This window comes from Alishewanella agri BL06 (genome assembly GCF_000272005.1).
Lineage (GTDB): Bacteria > Pseudomonadota > Gammaproteobacteria > Enterobacterales > Alteromonadaceae > Alishewanella > Alishewanella agri.
On the sequence record NZ_AKKU01000017.1, the window covers coordinates 12,222 to 32,940 of the forward strand.

At 52.3% G+C, this 20,719-nt stretch carries 14 protein-coding genes; 8 read left to right on the plus strand and 6 right to left on the minus strand.

Translation table 11 applies throughout. The features are described 5' to 3' along the window. Positions 1–3: 3 nt before the first annotated feature. Positions 4–837 carry an outer membrane lipoprotein-sorting protein gene (locus tag AGRI_RS10000; protein WP_008984823.1) on the minus strand — a complete coding sequence of 278 codons (834 nt, stop codon included), beginning with the start codon at positions 835–837 and terminating at the stop codon, positions 4–6. Then, the gene (locus tag AGRI_RS10005; protein ID WP_008984824.1) at positions 806–3,115 is read right to left on the minus strand and encodes an efflux RND transporter permease subunit; all 2,310 of its coding nucleotides are present in this window, start codon (positions 3,113–3,115) and stop codon (positions 806–808) included. Before AGRI_RS10005 ends, AGRI_RS10000 begins: the two co-directional genes overlap by 32 nt. A 201-nt stretch (positions 3,116–3,316) precedes the next feature. Here AGRI_RS10005 and AGRI_RS10010 point away from each other — a divergent pair, with 201 nt between their 5' ends. Next, the gene (locus AGRI_RS10010; RefSeq protein WP_008984825.1) at positions 3,317–4,819 is read left to right on the plus strand and encodes a YifB family Mg chelatase-like AAA ATPase; all 1,503 of its coding nucleotides are present in this window, start codon (positions 3,317–3,319) and stop codon (positions 4,817–4,819) included. Positions 4,820–4,831: 12 nt separating this feature from the next. Here the strand turns inward: AGRI_RS10010 and pyrC are convergent, their stop codons facing one another. Continuing rightward, the gene (gene pyrC, locus AGRI_RS10015; protein ID WP_008984826.1) at positions 4,832–5,875 is read right to left on the minus strand and encodes a dihydroorotase; all 1,044 of its coding nucleotides are present in this window, start codon (positions 5,873–5,875) and stop codon (positions 4,832–4,834) included. 154 nt (positions 5,876–6,029) lie between these two features. Between pyrC and AGRI_RS16595 the strand changes: the two genes are divergently transcribed. Next, positions 6,030–6,182, plus strand: coding sequence for a hypothetical protein (locus AGRI_RS16595; protein WP_169313479.1), 153 nt, complete (start codon positions 6,030–6,032; stop codon positions 6,180–6,182). A gap of 7 nt (positions 6,183–6,189) precedes the next feature. Here the strand turns inward: AGRI_RS16595 and AGRI_RS10020 are convergent, their stop codons facing one another. Continuing rightward, positions 6,190–7,365: a multidrug effflux MFS transporter gene (locus AGRI_RS10020; RefSeq protein WP_008984827.1), complete on the minus strand. Its 1,176-nt coding sequence runs from the start codon at positions 7,363–7,365 to the stop codon at positions 6,190–6,192. A 211-nt stretch (positions 7,366–7,576) separates the two neighbouring features. On the opposite strand from AGRI_RS10020, the gene AGRI_RS10025 reads away from it, so the two are divergent. Then, positions 7,577–8,617: a LacI family DNA-binding transcriptional regulator gene (locus tag AGRI_RS10025; protein ID WP_008984828.1), complete on the plus strand. Its 1,041-nt coding sequence runs from the start codon at positions 7,577–7,579 to the stop codon at positions 8,615–8,617. Positions 8,618–8,621: 4 nt separating this feature from the next. Here the strand turns inward: AGRI_RS10025 and dauA are convergent, their stop codons facing one another. Further along, positions 8,622–10,388 (minus strand): C4-dicarboxylic acid transporter DauA, encoded by a 1,767-nt coding sequence (gene dauA, locus AGRI_RS10030; RefSeq protein ID WP_008984829.1) that lies wholly within the window; start codon positions 10,386–10,388, stop codon positions 8,622–8,624. Positions 10,389–10,584: 196 nt separating this feature from the next. Between dauA and AGRI_RS16190 the strand changes: the two genes are divergently transcribed. The 5 genes from AGRI_RS16190 (at position 10,585) to iadA (ending at position 18,952) form a co-directional block, all read left to right on the plus strand. Next, positions 10,585–11,469: a LuxR C-terminal-related transcriptional regulator gene (locus tag AGRI_RS16190; protein ID WP_008984830.1), complete on the plus strand. Its 885-nt coding sequence runs from the start codon at positions 10,585–10,587 to the stop codon at positions 11,467–11,469. A 177-nt stretch (positions 11,470–11,646) separates the two neighbouring features. Beyond that, positions 11,647–14,613 carry a TonB-dependent receptor gene (locus AGRI_RS10040; protein WP_008984831.1) on the plus strand — a complete coding sequence of 989 codons (2,967 nt, stop codon included), beginning with the start codon at positions 11,647–11,649 and terminating at the stop codon, positions 14,611–14,613. A 49-nt stretch (positions 14,614–14,662) separates the two neighbouring features. Next, complete coding sequence (locus AGRI_RS16195; RefSeq protein ID WP_008984832.1) at positions 14,663–16,342, plus strand: cyanophycinase; 1,680 nt, start codon at positions 14,663–14,665, stop codon at positions 16,340–16,342. Beyond that, a complete protein-coding gene (gene yfcC, locus AGRI_RS10050; RefSeq protein ID WP_008984833.1) occupies positions 16,329–17,768 on the plus strand; it encodes a putative basic amino acid antiporter YfcC in 1,440 nt (479 codons plus the stop codon). Before AGRI_RS16195 ends, yfcC begins: the two co-directional genes overlap by 14 nt. Before the next feature lie 14 nt (positions 17,769–17,782). Further along, positions 17,783–18,952 carry a beta-aspartyl-peptidase gene (gene iadA / locus AGRI_RS10055; protein ID WP_008984834.1) on the plus strand — a complete coding sequence of 390 codons (1,170 nt, stop codon included), beginning with the start codon at positions 17,783–17,785 and terminating at the stop codon, positions 18,950–18,952. Positions 18,953–19,009: 57 nt separating this feature from the next. Here the strand turns inward: iadA and AGRI_RS10060 are convergent, their stop codons facing one another. Further along, complete coding sequence (locus AGRI_RS10060) at positions 19,010–20,716, minus strand: alpha-amylase family glycosyl hydrolase (RefSeq protein ID WP_008984835.1); 1,707 nt, start codon at positions 20,714–20,716, stop codon at positions 19,010–19,012. Between the last annotated feature and the right edge of the window lie 3 nt (positions 20,717–20,719).

A 20,719-nucleotide genomic window follows, 5' to 3' on the forward strand; every position in this document is an offset into this window, starting at 1 on the left:
CTCTTAGCGCGCCCGCTCTAAGGCTGCGACATCAAAGTCTGCGGCACTGCGTCCAGTATTAAAGCGGATGCTCTCCAGCAACAAGTCGGTACTTTTGCCGGTTTGCTGGTTTTGCATACTCAGCTTGTGCGCCCGCCAGAACTTATCCAGATACTGCCGGTAATCACTCAGCTCCAGAATTTTCAGCAAGCTTTGTTTCTTGTCGTAATACTCTGCACGCATCACGCGGTAATGTTGCTGATCTACCCAGACCAGAATTTTGCTGTAGCCAGAAAAACTATCGGTTGGTGTTTGTTCAACCACATAGCAGGTCAGCTCAGCGCAAGGCTCATCCCGCAAATAGTTAAAACTGAATTTCTCCAGCTCAAAGGACGTCATATCTTCATAAGCAAACTCACTGGCCATAAAGGGCCCGGATTTATTGCGGCTGGCAATCCGCCGTGTCCGTTTTACACTGGGCAAGTATAACCATTGGTCATCTTCAGCAGTGGGATGGGAATGGGTTAGAAAAGCCGAACCGCGCACATCCAGCGGCTCATCAAAAATAGTCAGGCTTTTATCACCATCGCCCTGCACTTCCAACGCCAGGGTGCGCATCCGGCGCACACTTTCCCGGCCCTGAGCAGTGCGCAGCACCATCTGCAGTTCGCTTTCACTGTCACCCCAACCGCGGTCACGCACCTTTTGCTCGGTGGCAATCGCCAGGCCTTTTTCAGCATCTGCCTGCGCCAGCGGCATGCACAGCAGGCTTGCCACTAACAACCAGCCAGAGGCGATACCGAAACGATCAGATTGGCGGGGGGTGTCAGCTGTGTTTTGTTGTTGCCGGACTAACATCGGCAGTTCTCCCTGTTTTGTCGAGCTTGAGTAAACAAGCGGGTAAAAAAAGTAAATCAACCAGCAGGGCGATCAAAATAATCCCTGAGGTCAGCAGGCCCATATCGGAGTTAAGCCGGAAGCCGGAAAACATCAGTACCGCAAAACCGGCTACCAGTACCAGCGTGGTAATGCAGAGCGCCCGGCCAACACTATGAAAAGCATAGCGCACCGCCTGCTCGCTGTCCCGCCCCTCTTCCCGCGCATGGCGGTACTTACTGAGAAAATGTACGGTATCATCGACAATGATCCCCAGACTCATGCTGGCCACAACCGACAATGCTAGGTTAATTTCACCGACCAGCAGCCCCCACAGGCCAAAGCCAATTAATGCCGGTACCAGATTTGGAATAATACTGATCAGGCCGAGACGCCAGGAACGCAAACTGACTACCAATAAAATTGAGATTAGCAGTAAGGCCAATGGCAAAGTGGTCAGCATCGAGGCCATATTACGCTCGCCGATATAGGCAAACATCAGAGCGGCACTGGCAGCGGACAGCTGATAGTCCGGCCAGTTAGCGGCAAAATAAGCCAGCGCCCGCTGCTCCAGCGCAATTAATTCTTTGCTGCCAAGGTTATACAGTGTTGCGGTTAAACGGGTAGCGCTTTTATCGATATTCAACTGATTGTTCAGATCCAGGCCAAACGGCAAGGACATTTCATATAACAGTAAGTACTGCGCCGCCTCTGCTGCTGTTTCCGGCAGGCGGTAGAAGGCCAGATCATCCTGGTGCATATTTTTATTCAGCCGCTTCAGCACATCACTGAGCGTATTGACATGCATCACTTCCGGCTGCTCTGCTAACCAGTTGCTGAAGCTTTCCAGTGCCTGCAATAATTCCGGCTGATTAACCGCGCCGGCAACGCCACCATTAAGCGCAAAATCAATACTGGTAAAGCCACTGAGGTTTTGTTCCATAAAGTCATTCGCCTGGCGGAAACTGGTGCTGCTGGCAAAGTATTTATTCGGTTCGTCATTGACGCGATTTAACGGCAGCAGCGCTGTACAAAGCAGTGTCACCAGCACGAACCCCCAAAGTAAGAGCCGCTGACGCTGAATAACCCATTCAGATAAACGCGCCATAGTGCCAGAACTTTGCTGTATGGTAGCGGCCCGTAACGGCAGAAATTGCATCAGCACCGGTAACAAAGTCAGACTAAAGACGCAGGCCAGCATCACGCCCAGTGCGGTCAGATTACCCAGATCCCGTAAAATTGGCACTTCAGAGAAATTTAGCGTCAGAAAGCCGATAGCAGTGGTTACACTGGTAATCACTACCGGTTGCCAATTACGCTGCAAACTGTATTGAATAGCTTGTGATTTTGTCTTGCCATCGGCCAAAGCAAATTGCATAGATGCCAGCAAATGCACGGAGTCCGCAACGGCCAACGTCATCAGAATGGTCGGCACGTTGACGGTCGCAGTACTCATAAACAGCCCTAGCCAGCCTGCGATACCCAGGGTTGAAGTTACAGTTACCACTATTATCAACAAGGTCGCCAGCGCACCGGCGATCGAGCGCAGTAACACTGCCAGCATCAACATAATAGCCGCCAGCATTATCGGAACCAGTGCACGGACATCCTGTTCTGCCTCAGAGGCAAAGGCATAATTCAGCGCGATGATACCGGTATGGTGGAATTCGACGTTAGGATAACGCGCTGCAAATTGTGCTGATAAGTCACTGACAAATGACCAAATTTCAGTAACCTGCTGTTGCTGTGTTGGTTCAGGCAATTGCACCGTGATGTTGATCGCCGTCACCTTACCATTGGCTGCCACCAAGCGGTTCACCAGAGCCGGTTCAGCAATGGCAATGTCACGGATAACCAGACGCTCCGCAGCAGAGAGCTGCGAGTTCGGCACCAGATCGGCAACCACCAGGTCGTCGACCTCGGCTGTGGTGTGCTGAAAATTACTCAGCGAATCAACGCGGATTGAATAGGGTGTCTGCCAAGCGGCCTCGGTATATTCGCGGATTAATTGCAACATTTCCGGTTGAAAGACGTCACCGCTGCGCGGTGCTATACCAATCAGAATATTGTCGCTTTTGTTAAATTCCAGCTGCATCTGCTCAAAGGCTTGCAGCTGTGGATTATCTTTAGCAAAGAAGATCCGGTAATCACCGCGGAAATACAACTGGCCCAGCCCGATGCTACTTAACACGATAAAACAAAGCGATAGCGCCAGAATTAACCAGCGGCCGCGCAGGATCAGAGGCTGAACTGAAGCCATAGGGCGTACTCCATTACCGCTTACTCCATCTTTTAGACTGTGGTTAAAGTGTATATCGGAATTATCGGCCTGCCGCTGAAAAACTACAAAATTTCTGTTTGTTGAATAGCTTGCTTTGAAGCGATAACAAAAAACCCAAAAACTTGCATTTATTTAACAATAAAATAAACTTTAATCTAACTCAGCTTGCAGGGAGCAATAATGTCACTGGCCATTATTTTTAGCCGCGCCCGCTATGGTCTGGCGGCCCCGCTGGTTACCGTCGAGGTACACCTGAGTAACGGCTTACCGGCTTTTCAACTGGTGGGCTTACCGGAAACCTCGGTAAAAGAAGCCCGGGATCGGGTGCGTAGTGCGCTGTTAAATAGCGGTTTTCAATTCCCGGACCGGCGCATTACTGTTAATTTAGCCCCTGCCGACTTACCGAAAGAAGGTGGCCGTTTTGATCTGGCGATTGCCCTGGGGATTATTGTCGCCTCTGGCCAGCTACCGGAAAAATGCACTGATCCCTTTGAATTTTGCGGCGAACTGGCGCTATCTGGCGAAATCCGGCCGATTCTAGGCGAAATCCCGCTGGCGATTGCTTGCCGCGATGCCGGACGCGCCGCCATTTTACCGATGACTAATGCCCAACAAGCGCAGCTGATCCCTGACGCGGCCGTGCATGGCGCCACCCATTTACTGCAAGTACACAGTTTCTTACTGGCACAGCAAGCCCTGCCCGCCATTCCATCTCTGCCTGACAAACCACCAGGCAACCCGCTGGATCTGGCGGATGTAAAAGGCCAGCCGCAAGCCAAGCGGGTGCTGGAGCTGGCCGCTGCCGGTGAACATAATTTGTTGTTATTCGGCCCGCCGGGTACTGGCAAATCGATGCTGGCACAACGCTTACCGGGGATCTTACCGCCGTTAACAGAAAGCGAAGCACTGGCAACCGCCGCTATTTACTCGATTGCCGGTATCGCCAGGGATCAGCAAGATTGGCAACAACGCCCATTCCGCTCGCCACATCATACTGCTTCTGCTGTCGCGCTGGTTGGCGGCGGCTCAGTACCCAGGCCGGGTGAAATTTCACTGGCGCATCACGGGGTGCTATTTTTAGACGAGGTTACTGAGTTTCCGCGTAAAGTATTGGATGTATTACGGGAACCCCTGGAAACCGGGACGATTCACGTTTCCCGGGCCGCAAGGCAGGCCGAGTTTCCGGCACAATTTCAGCTTGTGGCGGCGTTAAACCCCAGCCCCACCGGCCATCATGAGGACGGCCGCGCCAATCATGGTGAAATTCTGCGTTACCTGAACCGCTTGTCCGGGCCTTTTCTGGAACGGATTGAATTACAAATCGAAGTGCCGTTGTTGCCGGCGGGTAGCCTGAGCAGTCAGCAAGCGGAAGAAAGCAGCCAGCAGGTGCAGCAACGGGTGCTGGCCGCAAGGCAATTGCAATTAGCGCGTCAGGGCAAAGCCAATGCCCGTTTACTGGGGCGGGAGCTGAATCGCTACTGCCCACTGAGTAGCAGCGATGCGACGTTTTTAGAAAACACCCTACAGAAATTTAAATTATCAGCCCGGACCTATCACAAGCTACTAAAAGTCAGCCGTACTATTGCCGATCTGCAGCAGAGCCCGCAAATTGAGCGCCCCCACTTGCTGGAAGCGCTCAGTTATCGAGCCTTAGATCGGTTAATTCAATATCTGCGGCAATAGACCACTCAGTACTTACTGAATACCCTGCTGTAATTTCCATTTCAGGGTCTGACCACCGAAAAATGGCACTATCGGATGACCGTTTGGCAGAATAATTTCCGCCGGCACCTGCCATTCCTGTTGTACCAGCGTAATGGTGCCGCTGTTGCGCGGTAAACCATAGAAATCAGCACCATAGTGGCTGGCAAAGGCTTCCAGCTTATCGAGGCAGCCCAGCTCATCAAACACCTGCGCATATAACTCGATAGCACTGTGCGCGCTGTAGCAGCCGGCACAGCCGCAGACCGATTCTTTGCGGTGTTTTTCATGCGGCGCCGAGTCGGTGCCGAGGAAAAACTTGGCTGAGCCGCTGGCCACCGCGGCACGCAGTGCTTCCTGATGAGTGCGGCGTTTTAATACCGGCAAGCAGTAGTTATGCGGCCGGATACCACCGACTAACATATCATTACGGTTCAACAGTAAATGCTGTGGTGTAATGGTCGCCGCCACATTAGCTGAGGCTTCGGCGACAAAGCTGGCGGCGTCAGCAGTAGTAATATGCTCAAACACCACCTTTAGTGACGGCAAGCGGGCAACGATATGCTGCAAATAGCGATCAATAAATACTTTCTCACGGTCAAAAATATCAATCTCGTGATCGGTCACTTCGCCATGGATCAGCAGCAACATACCCGCTTCGGCCATTGCCTCAAACACCGGGTATAAGGCATCCAGTGCCGCGACACCTGAGCTGGAGTTTGTCGTGGCACCGGCCGGATATAACTTAGCCGCCACGACCCCTGCCGCTTTGGCTTGCTGAATATCAGCTTTGCTGGTTTTATCGGTTAAATATAAGGTGACCAGCGGCTGAAAGCGGCTACCGGCCGGCCGTGCTGCCAGAATACGATCGCGGTAGGCAACTGCCATCTCGGCGGTGGTAACCGGCGGTACTAAATTAGGCATCACGATAGCCCGCTGAAACACCCGCGCCGTGGCCGGTACGGTTTCCAGTAACATATCGCCATCACGAAAATGCAGGTGCCAATCATCGGGGGTTTGCAGCGTTAAAGTCGTCATCGGTAAGCTCCGGCCGGCTGGAAAAGTTGCGCTATGATAGCAGGGATAGCCCGCTGACGAAATTACTGCTCAGGCTTTTTCAGTCGCCACCAGCTCTGCTACACTTGCTTACATGGCAGCGATTCTGCTGCTACACCAACCAGGAAACCTTGCCATGTCAGACTTTGACCTCGACTTAGACCATTTAGATTTTGACGCCGCCGAAGATTCCGTCGCTGCCCAGCTGGCTGCTGCCAACAGCGCTGCCGCCGAACCGCAGTTTGGCGATGACGATGACGAGTGTAGCGGCGGCGCCTGCAAGATTTAGTAATCGTCTAGTGACCGAGGGCTTTAGCCCAGATCACTGAACCTAAAATACACAAAGTACCGGCCAGCATCAGCAACGAGAACGGTAATGCCGTGCCGGTATAAAGTAAGCCCAACAACGGACCGGCCAAAGCGCCACTACCAAAGCGTAAGGTACCAATTACTGCCGTTGCGGTGCCACTGTGTTGTGGAAACTGCATCAGGATCAGCGCATCAGCATTCGTCGCCATCAGCCCTAAGCTGGCCATCAGCGGCGCAATACTTAATACCGTAAACCATAACCCCAACCCGGCTGCATTCACCGCCGTCAGGCTGGTTGCCGCCAATAAAGCCAGCACCAGGCCAATACTCAGCATTCGCATTGGCCCCAGCCGGGTTACCAGGCGACTGTTAGTAAAGTTTGCCAGCATCAAAGCAGAGACGTTTAAACCAAATAGCAGCGCAAATAGCTGCTCGCTAACGCCGAAATAGCTGATATAGACAAAAGATACGGCCGTGAGAAAGGTAAAAAAGCTAAAGGACGCAAACATTGAAATGGCGATAAAAGGCCAGGCTGAGCGGTTGGCAAACACCTGCTGATAGCCGCTAAAAAATGCCGGCCGGGCGCTATTGCCACTTTGTTGTTTAATCTCTGGTAAAAAGTGCCAGCACAATAGCAGCATAATGGCGGCATACAACGCCAGCAACGAAAAGATATGCTGCCAGTGGGTGACATACATCACACCGCTGCCAATCGCCGGGGCGATTAACGGTGCCAACATCATAATCATCGACACATACGACATGCCCTTAGCCGTATGCTGTTGGTAAAGATGCCGCACTATACCGGGGATCACTACGGTCGCCGCCGCACCACAAAATGCCTGCAGCGCACGCCAGAGCAGGAAACCTTCGATACTGCTTACCAGACTCAACGCCACACTGGCTACCAGAAAGCCGGCTAAGCCAAATAATGCCAGTGGGCGGCGCCCCAACATATCAGCCAAGGGACCAAATAACAGCATTCCCAGCGCATAGGCTGCGAGATAAATACTTAACGATTGTTGTACCAGAGCATTAGTAGTAGCTAAGGCTGAGGCCATCAGCGGTAAGGCTGGCAAATACATATCTATTGCCAGTGGGGTGATAGCAATCACTGCAGCCAGTAACATCACTTGCCAGAGTGAGGGTGAGACGAATTTCATGACAAACCTCCGGGAGGGCGCATCATAACGGCTCAGCCCTGCGACAACCAGAGCGAAATTTCGTTAGAAAAGCGGCCTTTGGCTGCAAAATGCCGAATGGTTACCGCCGCTGCTGTGCGTTGAATCTGACACCGATTCACTCTATGATAACCAGACTAAACCTGTGACGCCGTGTTAACGTACAAGCAGGTATCGCCGCTAAGAGTACAGCATGAAAGATAAAGCCACCTCTTTTGATATCGCCTATCTGGCCGGAGTGTCGCAATCCACGGTGTCCCGTGCACTGCGCGACAGCCCGCAGGTAAACAAAGAAACCCGCGAAAAGGTGCAGGCGATTGCCCGCCAGCTGAACTATAAGGTGGATAAAAATGCCAGTAACCTGCGCAAACAGCGTAGCAGCACGCTGGCGTTACTGCTGTTTGAAGATCCCACTACCGACGAGTCGCTGATCAATCCGTTCTTCTTATCGATGCTTGGCAGCATTACCCGCGCCTGCGCCCGTAACGGCCAGGATCTGCTGGTGTCGTTTCAGCAACTCAGTGACGACTGGCATGCCGACTATGAAGACAGTAAAAAAGCTGATGGCATTATCCTGCTCGGCTATGGCGACTATGTTGACTACGAAGAAAAGCTGGCCAAATTACTGGCGCAGCAAACCCACTTTGTCTGCTGGGGGGCCGAAGTATTAGGCCATCCGGAATTTACCATTCGCAGCAATAACTGGCAGGGTGGTTATCTGGCCGGTGAGCATTTACTGCATACCGGCCACCGCCATTTTGCCTTTATTGGTAATGCCTCAGAGGGCAGCCCGGAATTCAGTGCCCGCTATCAGGGCTTTATTGATGCGCTGGCCAAAGCCGGCATTACACCACAACAGGTACCGCATTTTGATGCGATCTCAACCGAAAGTGCCGGTGATCAAGCCACCGCCGCCTTGCTGGACAGTGGTGTCAGTATTGATGCGATTTTCTGTGCCAGTGACTTGATTGCGATTGGCGTAATGCGCTGCCTGAAACGTCGTGGCATTAACGTGCCAGAGCAGATCGCTGTGATGGGCTTTGATGATATCCCCGCCGCCTCTTTTGCCTCACCGGGCTTAAGTACTATTCAGCAGGATACCAGCAAAGCCGGTGAGCTATTAGTGAATAACCTGCTGAAACTGATCAACAACCAGCCGATTACCGATACACTAATCGAACCTAAGCTGGTGGTACGGCAATCCTGTGGTGCTGCCGGCAATAGCGCTAGCTAGGCCGTTAACTTGCCGGTAATACCGCAGTCTCAGACGAAGTTGGCACAGCTTGCCGGCCGGCCAGCTGCTCCAGCGCCTCGCGTAAGGTTGGGTAAAACGTCAGCTGCCCCGGCTCTGGTTTAACGCCGGCCTTAGCCAGAGTTTTTAGCGGCTGAAACTGCAAGTCAGCGATCAGTAATTCCACCCCTTGCTTACGACAGCTGTGTAATAGTTTGTCTAACGCCGCCAAACCACCAGCATCTAACAGTGGTACCCCATCCATATAGAGTACCAGCCCCCGCTGCTGCTGGCTGAGCAGTGCTACTTCGGCGAAAATCCGATCGGCAGCGGCAAAAAACAGCGGGCCGCTGATTTTTAATACCTTCCAGCCTTCGGGTAATACCTGTTCAACTTGCTTGCGGTTGCTGCTGATATCGGTGACCTTAGTCATCGCAGCAATATCTTTCATAAACAGCATGGTTGCCAGCAAAATACCGGCGGTAATGGCGATCACCATATCAAATACTACGGTCAGTAACAGGCAGACTAAAAACACCAGCACATCGCCACGTGGCGCGGTTTTGAGTAAGTGCCAGGCTTTCGGCGCTTCACTCATGCCCCAGGCCACCATCACCAACAGCGCAGCTAAAGCTGCCATTGGCATATACGCCAATACCGGTGTTAGCAGTAATAATGCCAATAATACCACCAGCGCATGCACCATGCCGGCAATCGGTGATTGCGCACCAGCCCTCAGATTAGCCGAAGAGCGCGCCAGCGCCGCAGTGGCAGTAATGCCGCCAAAGAACGGCGTAATAATATTACCGAGGCCCTGCCCCAATAATTCGCTATTCGCACTATGGCGCCGACCACTGGCATTATCCAGCACCACCGCACAGAGTAGCGATTCAATGGCCCCTAGCATGGCAATGGCAAAGGCGGCAGCCAATAAATCTTTCGCCAGCTGCCAGCTAAAACTCAGTGACTCACCTGCGGGGCCGGGCCGGTTCCAGGGCCAGTCAAAATAAGGTAAGTAAGGTGGCACCCCGGCAGCCAGGCTGCCATCAGCAGCGGTATAACTAAAACGCGAGGCCACCGTCGGTAAATCAATACCAAATTGCAGTAATAGCAACCCCAGTAAGGTACCGACCAAGAGCGCCGGCAGATGCGGCGGAATAGCAGTATTTAAGCGACGCCAGCCAATCATTACTGCCAGTGTGACAGCTGCGACCAACAGGCTTGGCCAGGCAAAGTGTGGTAATTGCTGGCCAAGTAACCAGATTTTATCGCCAAAATGCTCGGGTAACGCCGCCAATGGCAAACCAAAGAAGTCTTTGATTTGCAAAATAACGATCACAATCGCAATACCTGAGGTAAAGCCGAGGGTTACTGACTCCGGGATATATTCAATTAAGCGGCCCAAGCGAAACAGCGCCATCGCCACCAGCATCACCCCGGCCAGCACTGAGGCGAGCAGTAAACCACTTAAACCGTACTTTAACGCTATCGGATACAGGATCACCACAAAGGCCGCGGTCGGCCCGGAGATGCTAAAACGTGAGCCGCCGGTAAGGGCAATCACAAAGCCGGCGATAATAGCCGTATAAAGCCCATACTGCGGCGGTACACCGGATGCAATCGCCAGCGCCATCGCCAGTGGTATTGCAATAATACCGACCGTAACACCGGCCAGTAAGTCTTTGACCAGCTTGTGCCGGTTATAACCCTCGGCCAGACTCTCACGCAAAGCATGGCAAATCCGTAACGAAAATAAATGGGCGCGATGCGACATCCGGCATTCCCTTAGCTAAAGATAATAGTGTAAGTGTAGCGCGGACTTAGGCAGGGGACTATCGGCTTTTAGTCGGTACTGTCAGAACAATTCTCTATCTTGTCGCTGCTTGCACAAGTAATTGTTTTAACTGTAACATCGGTTGACACCAAGTTATCAGTCGTGCTTTTTCGGCCATACCGGAGTCGGCATCATAATGCAGCAGTTAAAACACTATCGGCCCTTATTAGGTCTTAATTTTGATCAACGGGTGATTACTGCCTTTTGCCAACTCTGGCAGCAACTGGGAAGTGCAGAGTTCCCGGTGGCAGTAATGGATGTGTTGGAAGCAGTTTGCCCGACAGACTCCTGCGGCATTCTGGTTTATTACCGTGAACGTAAACCGCTTAGCTTGCTGCATCGTTTTAATCCGGTAGAACGTCAGGTTCCGGCAAATATCTACTCGACCGGGCCTTATGCACTGGATCCGCAATATTTGTTATTTTTATCCGGCTGTGACACCGGCGCGTACTGGTTACGAGATATTGCCCCTGATGATTTCTACAGCAGTGAGTATTATCAGACTTTTTATTCTAAAACCGGCGTCGCAGATTCAATTGATGTGCTGTGGCGTCTGGATAACGATACCGCACTGGTATTTTTTATGCAGCGGAATATTCATAGCTCAGAATTTACGCCCGAAGATTTAATTGCCTTGCGCATGGTACTGCCGATTTTATCTGCTGCGCTAACCCGACATTATCAGCTGCACCAGCCAGTAATCCCGCTGCCATCTGAAGATAAAACGCATCAACAGGTTCAATGCACCCTGGCCCATTTTGCCAGCTCTTTGCTCACCAAGCGCGAACGTGATGTCTTGCTCTATCTACTACGGGGTTACTCTTCAGCGCTCACCGCTGAGAAGCTGCATACCTCTGATGGCACAGTGAAAATTCACCGCAAGAATATTTATCGCAAACTGGAAATCGGCTCTCAGGCAGAATTATTTTCTCTCTTTATCAGTTGTATTCCCTACGCCCGTCCAGACGAAGACTCAGACCCATTACTGTTATACCAGAACCAAAAATCGCCTATCGCTTAAGGAATAGTCAAAGCACCTCTCCCACGACGAGGTTGGTATTTTTTATTCCTAACTGGATATGTTCTCATTTTGCACGACTGTCTATGATGAATCGATATCAGAATAAAGTTTGAGCAACCCCAGCTCAGCTTTGACCCTAACATCCAATAAGACGACCGCAATAAGCCGGAGCGCATCATGAAAGCAAAACGTACTGCTGTCTTAAAATATACCGCTGTTGCGGTGTTACTCGCATTAAGTCACCCTGAAGCCAGAGCAGATCTCTCTGTCGGCTCGGTGTATGGTCAGGCGCCTACTGGCAGTACTATTACCATTAGAAACCTGGATACCGGGCTTAAACGAGAGTTAACAGCTGATGCTCAGGGCCGTTTTGTTTTCTCACAGCTACCAACCGGCCGCTACCAGTTAATTGCTAACGGTAAAACACTGGAGCTGAACGTTGTGATTGGTACCGGTACCCCGGTTGACCTGAATCAGACACAACCAGAACGTATTGCGGTCGTTGGTAACCGGATAAGTCGTATCGATACCTCCTCGGTAGAATCCAGTACCGTTTTCAGTGCAGAACAACTGGCTAGCCTGCCAATCGGCCGTGATGTGTCAGACGTTGCCCTGTTAGCACCCGGTACCGTGCGTGGCGACAGCGGCTTTGGTAAACTCGCCTCCTTTGGTGGTGCCTCGGTTGCAGAGAACGGCTATTATATCAACGGCTTTGACGTGACTAATGCCAGAACATTTTTAAGCTATGCCAGGCTGCCGTTCGACGCTATTGGTGAACAGGAAGTGAAAACCGGTGGCTTTGGGGCGGAATATGGCCGGGCACTGGGCGGTGTAATCAATATCGCTACCAAAAAAGGGACCAATGACTGGCAGTTTGACACTACCGCGGTCTGGACTCCGTCCGCACTCAGTGCTTCAGGAAAAGATGTAGTCAGCCGTACTGGCATTGCTGGCGATTATGGCTATTACTCTGCATACCGCTCTGCTGATCAATCGAACCAGGTCTCCGTGAGTGTTGGCGGCGGCGGTGCCCTGATCCAGGACAAGCTGTTTATTTACGGCCTGGTGGAAGGCAAACGCGATACCACCGATATTTACTCCGTCGATCGCAGCAGTACCAGCCGCAACACCTCGCCGAATTATCTGGCGAAACTGGACTGGTATATCACAGATAACCATATTGTTGAATTTACGGGCATTTCGAACAAAGAAGAAACCGACTATCAACTTTTTTTAAACCCGGACGACCAGTATTACACCGGGCGTCATGGTAACCCCCGCACAGCCTTTACCCAACATGATGGTGGTACTATCCTGATTGGTAAATATACCGGACACCTTACCGACAATTTTAGCGTTGGCTTACTGTACGGCAAATTAGATCAGGACTCGGCTTATGTGACACCCGATCCGTTACCGGGTGACGAATGTCCGCTGGTCGATATCTATGATCAGGATACTGACGACGTGATTGATGTCGGTTGCTGGAACAATATCAACGTCAGAACCCTGGATTTTGGCCCGGATAATGACCAGCGTACCGCGTTTCGGATTAATGCCGAATGGCGCCTGAACAACCATACCATCCGTTTTGGTTTTGATGACGAAACCTTCAGATCCCGCATTGCCGGTGCCGAATATTCCGGTGGTGTGTTTTACCGCCTGTATACCCCAGTGGACTTCGCTGATCGCTGGAATGGGGTAAACATTGAGCCAGGTGCCCATGTCGTACGTAAGCGCACCCGGACTTCCCCGTCTGGCAAATACGAAGTGAAAAACCGGGCCTTTTATTTGGAAGATAGTGTTTATCTGACTGATAACTTGATGGTCTATGCCGGCTTACGCAACGAGTCCTTTGACAACCTGAATGCGGATGGTCAATCCTTTGTCGATGCCAGCGATATGTTAGCTCCACGGCTGGGGCTGGTGTGGGATGTCAACGGTGATGCCACTGCCAAGTTCTACGCCAACGCTGGTCGTTACTTTATTCCAATCGCCGCCAACACCAACGTCCGCGCGTCAAACTGGCAGTATGTAACAACGGAATATTATCTGTATAACGGTGAAGTTGATCCGGTCACCCGGGCACCCGTGCAGTTAGGCCAGAAATTAGGCAGCACTCTGACCAGCGGCCGCAATACCTCGCCGGATCCGGCGACCGTTGCCTCTGCAGATCTGGAGCCTATGTTGCAGGATGAACTGATTGTCGGTTATCAGCGCGAGCTGAATGCGGACTGGAGCGCCGGCGTCAGCCTGATCCTGCGTGAAGTCAAAAACGGCGTAGATGACTACTGTGGCAGACAGGCTTTTATCGATTTTGCCGCCGATCAGGGTTATGCCGACTTTGACCCGGACACACTGTCTACCTGTATTATTCTGAATCCGGGCCGCGACCTGCAAATGGATATGGATCTGGCCGGAGACGGTAACTTGCAGCGCGTTACCGTACCCAATAGCTATCTGCAATTGGAAGAGTATAAAAGAACCTACAAAGCGCTGGAGTTCTCGGTTGAACGTGCCAAAACCGATGGCTGGTATGCCAGACTCAGTTATGTGCTGGCGAAAAGCTCAGGTAACAGCGAAGGTTTGGTCAACAGCTGGCTGGAATCGGAATCACCGGGTCTGACCAATGACTTTGACCATAAAGTCTATGTCGATGGTACTGACGGTGATTTATCCAATGACCGGCGCCATACTCTGAAATTATTTGGCGGCTACGATATCACTGAGCAGCTGGAGTTAAATGCCAACTTGCTGGTGCAATCTGGCAGACCGGTCAGCTGTTTTGGTTATGCCCCTTTCAGCGTGGATGATCCGGAGTATGAAGTATTTGAACGTTATGCGGCTTCTACCCTGTACTGCCGGAATGCCAATGGCGTACAGGAGTTGACCAACCGCGGACAATTCGGCCGTACTCCGTGGACCTTTACAGTAGACATTGGTGTTAACTACCATCCGGGCTGGTTACCCGGCTTAACGTTGCAGGCCAGCATTTTCAATTTGCTGAACACGCAGCAAGTTACCGAGTATGATGAAAAAGGTGATTTGACGCTGGAAGACAGCGGACAAAACCCGAACTTCCTGAATGACCTTAACTTCCAGACACCGCGCTCTGTCAGGCTGACCGCCCGCTACAGTTTCTAAGTGTCTGATGTGTCCGGGTTAACACCCGGACACTGCCCCGGAAAGTATTATGCCCACATTATCCTTACCTACCCTGCTCCTTGGGAGTTTGCTCTTCGCTCTGAGTGGCACGGAGGCAAGCGCAACCGGTAGCAAGCCCGCTCCCGGTAAAGAGCTTTGGCTGTTCGGTGGCGGTGAACCCATCTGTTCCAGTGTGGAACCGCAAAAATGCCTGCCTGAATTCAACCAGCAAGCTGCAGAATTCTTCGCCCAAACCGAAGCTATCCGTCATAAAGTGTTTCAGGTTGATGCCGCAACGTTACAGCGCTGGCAGCAATCTGAACTTTGGCCAGACAGCACACAACGGCGGCAGCACCTGCAGTCAGCCTTATTGCCACTGTTAACCGCTGTACTGGGCCAGCCACTGGCCGAACCTGACTGGCATCACCACTTTAACCATCTGGAACTGACGGGCGATGAACAAAGCCTGCTGGATGACTGGTTTGAAATACGGCCACTGACGCAAAACGGCGCCACCCGGACCATGCAAGTGTATTATGCCGGTACACCGGATTATGTCAGAGCCATGTTTGAGGCATTCGTTGCCTCCGGTCGCGAACGGGCAACGGCCAGAACCGGTAAGGTAGTGCTCCGGCCGCGGCTGGTGCTGATTACTGCCTCCTCTTACAACGTGTTTGAATGGGTAGACTACTATCAGCAGTTATTTACAGCAGCAGGGGCGGAAGTGGTCTGGCTACCGATCGAACCGGCGATAATTCAGGGGAGCCCTTGTGCTGAGCTGGACCAGCAACGCCTATTCTGGAATGGACAATTACAGCGGCAAGCCCGATACCCGGAGCTGGCAGCTTACCAGCAACAATTTTGTCAGCAACAGGAAAAGCTGACTGAATTGGTTGCCAGTGCCGATTTGTTTTTTATCAATGGTGGCGATCAATCGTTAACCATGCGCAGTTTGCAAGATTTCAACGGCAACTGGACTGAAGTTGCGGTTATGTTGCAGCAAAAACTAGCCGAAGGAATACCACTGGGTGGATCCAGTGCCGGCACCGCCGTGCAATCAGGTCGCCCGGGAAGCAACATTCCGATGCTCAGCGGCGGCAGTACCGCCAGTGCGCTGCTAAATGGCACCCTGGCCACCGATGCCGACCGTCCGCTCTGCCAGCTGTTTCAGCAGTGTAATCCTTTATTAGGTGAGCCCGTGTTAACTTATAAAGCCGATGGCGGCCTGCAAAGCTTTACCCTGGGCGTATTAGATACGCACTTTCGCGAGCGGGCACGGGAAGGCCGGCTGATGAAACTGCTGCTTGATAGTGGCGCCAACACCGGCGTCGGCATTGATGAAGCCACACTATTGCGGGTGAATTTTGTGACGGCGGAACAGGCTGAGCTTAGCGTAATGGGGCCGGGTGGCGTGTGGATCGTCCAGACAACCCCCTCATTACATTCAGCCCCTAACGCACAAGGTTGGCGGCTTAGCGGGATGCAGGCCAGCCGTTTACTGGCCGGCGATAGCGCAACGTTAAGCAGCACAACCATTCAGGTCAGATTACATTGTCCTGAAACCAGCCACTATCCGGCGCAACAGATCGATGTCTCCGCTTTTGCTGAAAAGGCACAATGGCGCTGGTTACAGCAGGGCGGCAAGGTGCAGGCTTGCCAACGTGAGGATCAGCAATGGCGTTATCAGCAATTACCGCTGATACTGGAAGTGAATAATGCAAACTCATAACCTTGATCACCGTGGCTGGCAGATGCCAGATACGCTACTTATCGTATTCGCCGTTTTGTTATTTGCTGCGTTATTGGCCTGGTGGTTGCCCCCCGGGGTTTATCAGACTCTGACGGATCACGCCACAGGACGGCAAATTATTCAGGCCGACAGCTATCGTGCTGTTACCGACGGTGCCGCATTAGCCTGGTTTGCCAGCGGCGAGAAAACCAGCATCTTAACGGCGTTTTATGACGGCATGACCTCAGGTTCGCGCCATAATGCCGCTATCGCGGTGGTGGTCTTTATTCTGATGGTAGGTGGCAGTTTTGGCTTAGTCCTGCATACCGGCGCCGTAGAACAGGCTCTGCGCTGGCTAATAGCTAAATTACAGCACCGGGCGTTATTATTACTGCCGGTGCTTGCTACATTATTCTCCCTCGGTGGCGCCATTTTTGGGATGGGTGAAGAAGCTATGGCCTTCGCCATTCTGTTAGCGCCGTTAATCCGCTTAATGGGTTACGATGCCATTACCACTGTGCTGCTAACTTATGGTGCCACACAGCTTGGCTTTGCCACCTCATGGATGAACCCGTTTTCCGTTGCGATTGCCCAAAGCATTGCCGGCGTCGCGCCATTATCGGGTACCGGCTTTCGGATCGGGATGTGGCTGATCTTTACCGGCGTGTATATTCTCTGGATGGTGTGGCGGGCAGAGCGACATAAAACGCGTTCCGGCCAGTCAGAAATATTTAGCTTAACGCATAGCTTCAACTTTGGTCACCTGCTGGTGCTGCTAACATTATTTACAGGCCTGGCCTGGGTGGTTTGGGGCGTTGTGAGCCAGAGTTATTACCTGCGGGAAATTGCCACCCAGTTTTTTGTTATCGGCGTCATTAGCTGTTCATTGGGACTAATTTTTAAACTCAATAAAACGGCTAATTTAAATAGTTATGTTGAGGCCTTTAAACAAGGTGCCGCCCAGCTACTCCCCGCGGCCCTGGTTGTCGGCATTGCACAGGGCGTGATCCTGCTGCTCGGCGGCACCGATCCAACGCAGCCGACTGTTATTAATACCTTATTGCATCATACCGCCTCGGCTATTGCAGAGCTGCCGCAATGGCTGGCCGCGCAGTCGATGCTGGTTTTTCAAAGTGGCTTCAATTTCTTTGTCACCTCAGGCTCGGGGCAGGCTGCGATGACTATGCCTTTAATGGCCCCCCTATCGGATCTGGTTGGGGTGAGCCGGCAAACGGCGGTACTGGCTTTTCAGCTGGGTGATGGTTTATCTAACTTATTTTATCCCACTTCAGCGTCGCTAATGGGCACATTGGCTATTGCCGGCGTTGGCTTTGCCGACTGGCTGCGTTCTATGTGGTCGTTATGGCTCTTATTAACCGCAATGAGCATTGCTACCGTAACGCTAGCCGTGCTGATCGGCTTTTAACAAACAGGTGATACATGCTGACTCAAATTATTGGTGGAATCTGTTACAGCCCTGAACCCTTAGGCCAACAGGATGTCTGGGTAGCCGGACAATCTGTGATGGCATTAGGCAACCAGGATTTGCGCGGTAGCCTGGTGCAACAAGTGGATGCTTCTGACTGTTATGTCGTCCCCGGCCTGGTTGATTCCCTGGCGCATATTATCGGCGGCGGTGGCGAAGGCGGTTTCCGTACCCGAACTACCGAGTTAAAAACCGCAGATGCGATTGCAGCTGGTGTGACAACTCTGGTTGGCGTGCTCGGTACCGATGCCATTACCCGCACCCTGACCAATCTGCTGGCGAAAGCCCAGGCCATAAATGAAGAGGGGTTAACCTGTTACTGCCATACCGGTTCTTACCAGATCCCGGCAAAAACCCTGTTTGCTGATACGATGGATGACCTGGTACTAATTGATAAGTTTATCGGCGTGGGAGAAGTCGCTATTGCCGATCATCGCTCATCGCAACCCACTTACCAGGAGCTCGCCCGCCTCGCCTCACAAGCCCGGGTGGGTGGAATGCTATCTGGCAAAGCGGGAATTGTCAGTGTGCACGTCGGGCCGGCAGCTGCCGGATTAGAGCTGTTATGGCAGGTCGTAGCGCAGAGTGATATTCCGCGGACCCAATTTTACCCTACTCATATCAACCGCAATCAATCCTTGTTAGAACAAGGCTGGCAATGGCTGCAACAGGGGGGCTGGATTGACCTGACCACCAGTTGTACACCTGAGGATTTAGCCCAGGGCGAAATTAAGTGTGCCGCCGCCCTACAGCAAGCCTGGCAACGTGGCTTGGATTTATCGCGCCTGACATTCTCCTCAGACGCTAATGCTTCGCTGCCGTTCTTCAACGCAGCAGGTGATTTTATCGGTCTGGGCGAAGGGAAAATTCAGAGCTTATACCAGGAGATGGTTGATGCGGTCAGATTAGGCGTACCACTGGAACATGCGTTACGGGCTGTCACCCTAAACCCGGCGACTGTGCTGAAACTACCACATAAAGGTCGGTTGGCTGTCAAAGCTGATGCCGATATCCTGTTAATCGACAAGGCTTCCTTACAGTTAAGGGCTGTAATGGCCAAAGGCCGCTGGCTCTGGTCAGATGGCCGGGTTGCAGTAGAACGCAGCAGCTTATTCTTCGATTAATTAAGGCAGGAATTCCCGACTACGACGAGGTGCTGTAGTCGGGAACAGGGAGAGACCTTATTGGCTTTGCAGCACCACTAAACCATAGGGAGCCAGCTGACTGGCATTAAGATCAAAACCCCAGCTGGCATTGAGCTTGCTATCCAGGGTGGCACTGATATCTAACGGCTGCTCGCTCAGGTTTAGTACGAAGCGGGTATGGCTGCCATTTAGCTCGCGGTCAATCTGCAGCAGGCCGGCAGCAGGTTCTGTCACCTGATAGCTGCCTGCCAGTTTTAGCTCGGGCCGCTGCTTTTTCTGCGCGATTAAGAACTGATACAGCCGCCACAGTGAGTCTGGCTGGGCTTGCTGCTCTGCTACGGTATTACCACCGGCGCTTAACTGCTGCTGTAAAAAGCCCGGCCACCAATCGGCAAACTGCACGGTAAACTGCTCTTTTTGCTCTACCCAGCTAAGCGGCGCTGCGGTAAAGCCAGCCTGGGTCTCAGTGTTCCACAGCATAGGTGCGCGTTTGTATACATCGTGGCCACTTTGCGCCTGCGTTAAGCCAATCTCTTCACCGTAGTAAAGATACTTAGTACCGGGCGAGCTAAACAGCATGGCGGCGGCCAGTTTGGATTTTTGCAGTACCGTCGCACGATCACCGCTTAACTGAAAAGCGACGCGATCCTGATCATGGTTAGTTAAAAACGGCGTGAAGAACGCCAGTGGCGCGGACGAGTCCAGACGGCGTTGCAGGTTTTCCTGTAGCGGGTGTAATTCGCCACTTTGCGTACCGCTAATAGTACCAAACTGCGCGGCATTGCCGGCATTTTGCTGCAGCTGACCAATAATTTTATAACCCACTTCAAAGTCAAAGCCCTGATCCAGCCCTTCACCGTTGCCCCAATATTTGGCGGCAATCGGGATATCTACCCAGGCTTCGCCAACTAAATAGGCTTCCGGGTTCACGCTTTTTACAAAGGCATTAAAATCGCGCCAGTAATCAATGGTCGCCGGCAAATCGGCCTGACCATCCGGGCCACTTTCCATCACAAAACGCACCGCATCTAAGCGGAAACCGGCCACACCCTTGTCCAGCCAGAATTTCGCCATCTTCTTCATTTCGGCCACCACATCCGGGTGTTCTAAATTCAGATCCGGTTGGGTCGCACCAAAGGCAGCGTAATAATACTCACCGCGCCGCTCATCAAAGTGCCAAACTGCGTCCGGCTGATCATTATCAGCCCAGGCGTGGCCCCAGCCTTCGCCTTTGGCTGGTAAGTCCTTGCGCCAGACAAAATAATCTTTATAGGGCGCGATGCCTTCGGCTGACTTTTGAAACCACTCGTGTTCACGCGAGATATGGTTAATCACTAAATCCAGAATCACCTTAATGCCTTTGGCATCGGCCGCCTGAATAAAGGCTTCAAATTCTGCCATGCTGCCGTAGTCACGCTCCACCTGATAAAACTCAGTAAAGTCGTAACCGTGATAGGAGGGCGCTTCAAACATCGGCGTTAACCAGATGGCGTTAATACCCAGCTCCTGTAAATACGGCAGCTTGGCGGTCATACCATTGAAATCGCCATGGCCATCGCCGCTAGTATCGTAAAAGCTACGCGGCCAAATCTGATAAAACACCGCATCCTGCCACCAGGGGCCAGACTCGGCTGCTGCGCTCGCCGCCAGTGGTGCGGCAACAGTTTCAGTTTGCTGTGGCGCCGGCTTGCAGGCACTAAGTGCCAGCGCCAGCGTCAGCGCGGTTAATGAGGTTTTTAACATGGT